Below are 6,711 nucleotides of genomic sequence, written 5' to 3'. Positions count from 1 at the left end.
GAGCCAGTGGCGCGCGTTGCTGGACCTGGCCGCCGAGCGGGGTCGGCAGCGGCCGATCCAGACCGTGCTGCGCGTGAACCCGGCGTACTCGGCCAAGGCCTACGACGGCGCCGACCGCCGCCCCTTCCAGGGCAACGCCGACCAGATCGTCGAGGACCTGCACGCGCACGCGGCGATCGGCCTGGAGGAGGTCCTGGTCGACCTGCAGGGCACCGCGCGGGACGCCGAGGAGCTCAAGGACATCGCCGCGGAGGTGTACGAGAAGGCGCGGGCGGCCGGGGTCTGACCGCCCGCGCGGAGACGTGCGTCAGTCCTCCGGGAGTTCGACGGGAGCGATCTCGTCGTAGACGTCGCCGGGGCCGGGGTTGGCCGGGTCGGTGCTGCCGCCGAGGTGGTGCATGACGCCCCAGACCGCGTTCAGCGCGGTCTGGACGGCGCCCTCGGCCCAGCCGGCCGTCCAGGAGATGTCGTCGCCGGCCAGGAAGACGCCCCGCTTGTCCTCGGGCAGCCGGTCCTGCATGAAGTGGGTGAACAGGCGCCGCTGGTAGCGGTAGTGGCCGGGCAGGTTGGCCTTGAACGCGCCCATGAACCAGGGCTCGTTCTCCCAGGAGACGGTCACCGGGTTGCCGATGACGTGCTTCCTGACGTCGACCTTCGGATAGATCTCCGACAGCGACTTCAGCATCACCTCCATCCGCTCGTCGGCGGACAGCGGCAGCCACTTGAGGCTGTCGTCGCACCAGGTGTACGACAGGCAGATCACGGCGGGCCGGTCCGGGCCGTCGTCGAGGAGGTAGGTGCCGCGGGTCATGCGGTCGGTGAGCGTCATCGACATGACGTCCCGCCCGGTCTCCTCGTCCTTGTCCAACCAGAACGGCCGGTCGACGGGGACGAAGAGCTTGCTGGACTCCATGTAGTGGGTGCGTTCGATCGCCGTCCAGTGGTCGATCGGGAAGAGCTCGTCGTCGCACCGGACCTTGGACAGCAGCAGCCAGGACTGGGCGGTGAAGATCGCCGCCCGGTAGGTGCGGATGTCGCCGCCGGCGTCCGTCACGGTGATCCGGTTGCCCGCGGTGCGGTGCAGCCGGGTGACGGCCGGGCGCGGTTCGCCGTCGACGTGCAGGGACTTCAACGAGGTGCCGTACGGCCAGTGCACGACCTTCTCCGGCTCGCGCTCCCAGAGCCTGAGCGGCAGTTGCTGGGAGCCGCCGACGATGCCGCGGTGGTGGTCGTCGGCCTCGGTGTAGACGACGCGCAGGATCTCCAGGATGGAGTTGGGGAAGTCGGTGTCCCAGCCACCGGTGCCGAAGCCGACCTGGCCGAAGATCTCCCGGTGCCGGAAGGACTTGAAGGCCTCGGAGTCGCACAGGAACCCGTAGAAGGTCTGGTTGTCGAGCTTCTCGACCAGCCGGGACCAGATCTCGCGGATGCGCGGCACGTCCCGCTCGCGCAGGGCGCGGTTCATGTCGGAGAAGTCGGCGCCTTCCTCCAGGCACCTGTTCCAGGCGTCGGCCACGTCCCGGTAGACCTGCGGCAGGTCGTCGATGGTCTCGGCGTAGTGCGTCTCGCCCTTGAGGTCGACGACGGTCGACGGGGTCGCCTCGGCCAGCGGGTTGGGGAAGGGCCGGGTCTCCAGGCCCACCAGGTCGATGTAGTGCTGCAGGGCGGTGGAGGACGGCGGGAAGCGCATGGCGCCCATCTCGGCGGTCAGCGACTCGTCGCAGCCCTCGAAGCCGACGGTGCGCAGCCGGCCGCCGATCCGGTCGGCCTCGTAGACGACCGGCTTGAGGCCCATCTTCATCAGTTCGTAGGCGGCGACGATGCCGGACAGACCGCCGCCGATGACGGCGACCTCGGTGCCGTGCTCGGTGGCGGGGATCTGGCCGAGGCCCGCCGGATGGGCGAGGAAGTCGTCGTACGCGTACGGGAAGTCCGGACCGAACATGGTGATCGGCGGCTGCTGCTCGTCTGCGTGCTCGACGGCGTTGGGCACCGTGGACGTCATGGGGTACGGACTCCTTGCGCGGAACGTGGGGCGAGGTGGGTCAGGAGTGTCGGACGAGGGACCCGTACAGGCCGGGGCGGCGGCCCTCCAGATACGGGTTGGTCTCGCGGGAGGCGGCAAGGAGGACGGGGTCGGCGTCGGCGACGACCAGTTCCTCGGACCGGCCGGCGCGGGTGCGGGCGACCCCGTCGGGGCCGGCGAGCGTGGAGAGTCCGACGAACTCGAACCCGGCCTCGGGGCCGACCCGGTTGACGTAGGCGATGTACATCTGGTTCTCGAAGGCACGCACCGGTACGAGGGCCTCGGCGACGAACTGGAACGGGTGCATCAGCGCCGTCGGGACGACGAGGAGGTCGGTGCCGGCCAGCGCGTGGGCGCGCACGTTCTCGGGGAACTCCACGTCGTAGCAGACGATCAGCCCGACCGTCAGGCCGTTCAGCTCCGCCTGGACGACCGGCTGCTCGCCCGGGGTGAACTGCTCGCGCTCGAAGTCGCCGAACAGGTGGGTCTTGCGGTAGTTGGCGAGGCGGGTGCCGTCGGCGGAGATCAGCTGGACGGAGTTGTGGACCGCCTCGCCGTCCCGCTCGGGGTAGCTGTAGGCGATGGCCAGGCCGTGCCGGGAGGCCGTCTCCGCGACGGTGTCCGCCCAGTCGCCGTCGGCGGGCTCGGCCAGGCGGCCGATGTCGTCGCCGATCGCGTACCCGGTCACGAACATCTCCGAGGTCGCCAGCAGCCCGGCGCCCGCGGCGGCGGCGCGGCCGGCGGCGGCGTCGAGGACCTTGAGGTTCTCGGCGACGGAGCCGGGTCGGCCGGAGCTCTGGAGCAGGGCGGTACGCATGGGCGATCCTCACCGGTACGGGGGTTCAGGGGGTTGGCTAGACCGTACGGTCGGCGGGCTCGGGCGGACAAGCCGGAGCCGTTGCGCGCCGGTGAGCCGATCGTTGCGTGTGAACAGGGGTCCGCGGCGATTCGTTGCACACCCTGCACGGCGCGCTCCCGGGGTCACAGTTCCCGCAGGCGTTCCACGATCTCCCGGAGCAGCCCGGGGTCGACCGACGGGTCGTGCGGCAGGATCCTCCGGGGCGCGTCGATGCGGACGAGGCCGGCCTCGGCGAGGTCGCCGAGCAGCACGCGGACGACCGTCAGCGGCAGGTCGGCGTCGGCGGCGAGTTCCACGACGGGCCGGGGGCCGTGGCGCAGGAGGTCGAGCAGGCACGCGCGTGCGTGGTCGACACCCGGCCCGCCTTCGTCCGGGTGCACGGCGGTGACCTGGGACATCAGGTCGATGGTGTACCGGTCCGAGGGGCGGGTGCGGCCCCGGGTGAAGGTGTAGGGGCGCACCATGGCCCCGGTCTCGTCCTCGTACCAGTGGTCGTCGCGCACGGCCGTATCAGGGTTCGCCGGAGTCCGCTGCCGAGCGTGCGGCGGCGCCCATGTGGCGGCCGACGCGGCGTACCAGCAGGGCCATCTCGTGGGCCAGCTGTCCGACGTCGGTCCGTGCCTCGCTGAGCACGGCCAGGCGGCTGCCGTTGCCGGCCGGTGTGATGAAGAGGTAGGCGTCGTCGAGCATCACCATGGTCTGCCGCACCTCGCCGGCCGCGAACCGCTCCCCGGCCGAGCGGGCCAGGCCGTGGAAGCCGGAGCAGACGGCGGCGAGGTGCTCCACGTCCCGCCGTCGCATGCCCTCCGAGCAGCTCAGCGGGAGGCCGTCCGCGGTCAGCAGGACGGCCTGGCGTACGTGGTCGGTCCTGGCCACCAGGTCGTCGAGGAGCCAGCCGAGATCGGTGCCGGGCGGCTGGGGGGTCTCGGCGGGGGCCTGCGGGTTCTCGTCACGGTGCATGGGCGGAGTCCGTCCCTTCCTCGGGGTGCTGTGTGGGGGCGGTGTCCGCGGGAAGGCCCCTGCGGCCGCGGTCGAGCCCGCGCTGGAAGGCGCCGAAGACGGCCCGCATCTCGTCGGCGCTGATCTCGCGGCCGGCGGGCTCGTCGGCGGCGGGGGCCCCGGTGCGCAGCTCGGGCGCGAGGGACTTCTGGCGGACGCGGGTGGGCAGCGCGGCCGGGGCGGCGGGGCCGGCCGACCGGGGTGTGCCCTCCTCGATCGCGGCCACGACCGCCGCCTTCCGGGAGGGCAGGGGCCGCGCCGGTGCCGTACGGGCCTGATCGACGGGCTGCGCCCGCGCGGGCGGCTCGGGCTCCGGATCCACGTCCGCCAGCACCGTCTGCGGCAGGAGGACCACGGCCGTCGTGCCGCCGTACGGGGACCGGGTGAGGGTGATCTGGATGCCGTGCCGGGCGGCGAGCCGGCCCACGACGTACAGGCCGAGCCGTTCGTGCCGGGTGGGGTCGAAGTCGTCGGGGCGGGTGAGGGTGAGGTGGGCGTCCTGAAGCTGGTCGGCGTCCAGGCCGAGGCCCCGGTCGTCGATCTCCAGCACGAATCCGCCGGGCGTCCGGCCGGTGCGCAGGGTGACCCGGGTGTGTGGCGGCGAGAACACCGTGGCGTTCTCCAGGATTTCGGCGATCAGGTGCACGACGTCGGCGACGGCGTCCGCGGTGACGCCCACCCGGGGCATCGGCGGGATCTCCACGCGCGCGTAGTCCTCGATCTCGCTCACCGCGGAGGAGACCACGTCGGCGACCGGCACGGGCCGGCGCCATCTGCGGCCGGGGGCGGCGCCGGAGAGGATGATCAGGCTCTCCGCGTGGCGTCGCATCCGGGTGGTCAGGTGGTCGATCCGGAACAGCTCCCCGAGGACGTCCGGGTCGTCGGTGCGCCGCTCCAGGGTGTCGACCAGTTTGAGCTGGCGGTGCACGAGCGCCTGGTTGCGGCGCGCGATGTTGAGCAGCACGGCGAACAGGCCGCGGCGCAGGCCGGCCTGCTTGACGGCGGCCTCGACGGCGGCGAGCCGGGCGGCGTTGAAGGAGCGGGCGACCTGGCCGATCTCGTCGGGCCGTGACTCGATGCCGGCGAGCGGTGGCGCCTCGGCGGCCGCGTCCACTTCCTTGCCCGCGCTCAACCGGGCCATCACGTCGGGCAGTTGGCTGGTGGTCAGCAGGTCGGCGGCGTCCCGCAGTGTCTCCAGGCGGCGGGAGATCCGCCGGGCGCCGCGCACCGCGCACCACAGTGACAGCCCTACGGCGGCGAGTCCGAGCACACCGACCACGGCGGCCCTGGTCAGCTCCTGGTAGGCGAAAGCGCGTCCGCGCGCGGCGGCGTTCTCGGCCGACTTGGTGCACAGCTCCATGTAGCGCTTGACGGCCCGGTCGGTGGTGGTGCGCCAGGAGTCGGCCGCGACGGCCCGGCCCGCGCCCGAGGCTCCGGCCCTCAGCAGGGCGTCCTCGCCCCGGGTGAGTGCCTGGTGCACGTCCCCGCGCTGGAACTCCTCGAACAGGGCCCGTGAGTCGCCGGGCAGCGCGGGCACATAGGTCCGCTCGAAGACCCGGCGGTCCTCGATGGTGGCGGTGAGCATGCCGTACTGCGCTTCGGTCAGGGTGCCGGCGGCCCGTGCCCCGGCGACGAGCGCGTCCTCGCGGGAGACGAACTCCCTGACCCGCACCAGTTCGACGACGACCTGGGCCTCCCGCGCGAGCTGTCCGGCCTGCAGGGCGGTGAGCGAGGACTGGACCGCGAAGCCGGGCTCGACCAGGGTGCCGTACTCGGTCACCGCCCGGTCCCAGGTCAGGCGCCGGGCCAGTACGCGTTCGCGCAGGCCCTCCAGCCTGTCGGTGGCGGTCAGCACGCTGTCGAGGACCTGCTGCTGCCGAGCGGTGAGCCTGCCGCGGTCGCCGTCGCGGATCGCGTCGCGCATCGCGGTCACGGCCCGGTCGGTGCGCCGCTGCTGCCGGAGCAGGTCGACTGCGGCTCCCGTGCGCGGGCTGCCACCCAAGTAGGCGGCGGCGAGCCGTCGTTCGATCTGCATCTGCCCGATCGCCGTGTCCACGGGGGTGGCGAAGTCCTCGTACACGCCCTGGAGCCGGATCAGCGCGCGCAGTTCACCGGTGACCGACACCATGGCGAAGCTCCACAGCGCCATCAGCGCGACCACCGGGGCGAGCGCGAGCGCCACGATCCGGGCGCGGACCGTGGTGGGACGGCCGATGGGCCAGCGCATGGTCTCCCCCGGGCGACGGGACGGTCGCACGGCAGGTGGCGGGCGGTGTCCGCGAGCAGCGCCGCCACCAGGTGTTACCGCCGGGTAGTCAAGTGCCGGAGACCCTATGCGATCACACGCCGGCGCCGCAATCGTTACCTTAAGTAACCCCCGGGCGGGGCAGGCCCGTTCGCGAGCCGATGTCCGCACCCGGCCACTGTTCGGGGCCTGCGGCTGACCGGGCTCACTCCTGCTCGGTCCACAGGAACGGTGAGGCGGGTCAGCTGGGCGCGCCGGAGGAGAACCGGCGCAGCAGGGGTGAGAGCACCAGGACGGACTTGGTCCGTTCCACGAACGGCTCGCCGGCGATCCGTTCCAGGACCCGCTCGAAGTGCCGCATGTCGGCGGCGAAGACCTGGGCGATCGCGTCCGCCTCCCCGGTGACGGTGGAGGCGGACACGACCTCCTGGTAGCGCTCCAGGCCGCGCTGGATGGTCTCCGGGGAGGTGTTGCCGCGGCAGTAGATCTCGACGAACCCCTCCGTCTCCCAGCCCAGTGCCGCCGGGTCGACCCGGACGGTGAAACCGGTGATGGCCCCGGTCGCGCGCAGCCGGTCCACCC

6 protein-coding genes and 1 pseudogene are annotated in these 6,711 nt (G+C 72.6%); 1 reads left to right on the top strand and 6 read right to left on the bottom strand.

Going from position 1 to position 6,711, the window contains the following annotated elements; translation table 11 throughout:
- A pseudogene (locus tag RH94_RS41735) lies at positions 1-286 on the top strand (LLM class F420-dependent oxidoreductase); the annotation flags it as partial.
- Between the two features lie 21 nt (positions 287-307).
- Here the strand turns inward: RH94_RS41735 and RH94_RS00795 are convergent.
- The 6 genes from RH94_RS00795 to RH94_RS00770 all read right to left on the bottom strand — a co-directional run.
- Entirely contained in the window at positions 308-2,005 is a 1,698-nt protein-coding gene (locus RH94_RS00795) for a flavin monoamine oxidase family protein (RefSeq protein WP_073945752.1), read from the bottom strand.
- Between the two features lie 40 nt (positions 2,006-2,045).
- Positions 2,046-2,843 carry a carbon-nitrogen hydrolase family protein gene (locus RH94_RS00790; RefSeq protein ID WP_073945751.1) on the bottom strand — a complete coding sequence of 266 codons (798 nt, stop codon included), beginning with the start codon at positions 2,841-2,843 and terminating at the stop codon, positions 2,046-2,048.
- Positions 2,844-3,007: 164 nt separating this feature from the next.
- The gene (locus RH94_RS00785) at positions 3,008-3,388 is read right to left on the bottom strand and encodes a DUF742 domain-containing protein (RefSeq protein WP_234425422.1); all 381 of its coding nucleotides are present in this window, start codon (positions 3,386-3,388) and stop codon (positions 3,008-3,010) included.
- Between the two features lie 7 nt (positions 3,389-3,395).
- Positions 3,396-3,845, bottom strand: a complete 450-nt coding sequence (locus RH94_RS00780; RefSeq protein WP_073945750.1) for a roadblock/LC7 domain-containing protein — start codon at positions 3,843-3,845, stop codon at positions 3,396-3,398.
- Positions 3,835-6,111, bottom strand: coding sequence for a sensor histidine kinase (locus tag RH94_RS00775; RefSeq protein ID WP_079188851.1), 2,277 nt, complete (start codon positions 6,109-6,111; stop codon positions 3,835-3,837). Before RH94_RS00775 ends, RH94_RS00780 begins: the two co-directional genes overlap by 11 nt.
- Positions 6,112-6,370: 259 nt before the next feature.
- A partial coding sequence (locus tag RH94_RS00770; protein ID WP_073945748.1) for an Lrp/AsnC family transcriptional regulator occupies positions 6,371-6,711 on the bottom strand: 341 nt, incomplete at its 5' end.

Origin of the sequence: Streptomyces kebangsaanensis, from assembly GCF_001906585.1 — a bacterium.
Taxonomy (GTDB): domain Bacteria; phylum Actinomycetota; class Actinomycetes; order Streptomycetales; family Streptomycetaceae; genus Streptomyces; species Streptomyces kebangsaanensis.
The sequence above is the reverse complement of the archived record's forward strand: the minus strand, read 5'-3'. Positions and strand labels throughout refer to the sequence as shown.

Coding starts and splice junctions, on each gene's coding strand:
- RH94_RS00780 (WP_073945750.1), bottom strand. CDS start 3,845: ATGCACCGTGACGAGAACCCGCAGGCCCCCGCCGAGACCCCCCAGCCG.
- RH94_RS00790 (WP_073945751.1), bottom strand. CDS start 2,843: ATGCGTACCGCCCTGCTCCAGAGCTCCGGCCGACCCGGCTCCGTCGCC.
- RH94_RS00775 (WP_079188851.1), bottom strand. CDS start 6,111: ATGCGCTGGCCCATCGGCCGTCCCACCACGGTCCGCGCCCGGATCGTG.
- RH94_RS00795 (WP_073945752.1), bottom strand. CDS start 2,005: ATGACGTCCACGGTGCCCAACGCCGTCGAGCACGCAGACGAGCAGCAG.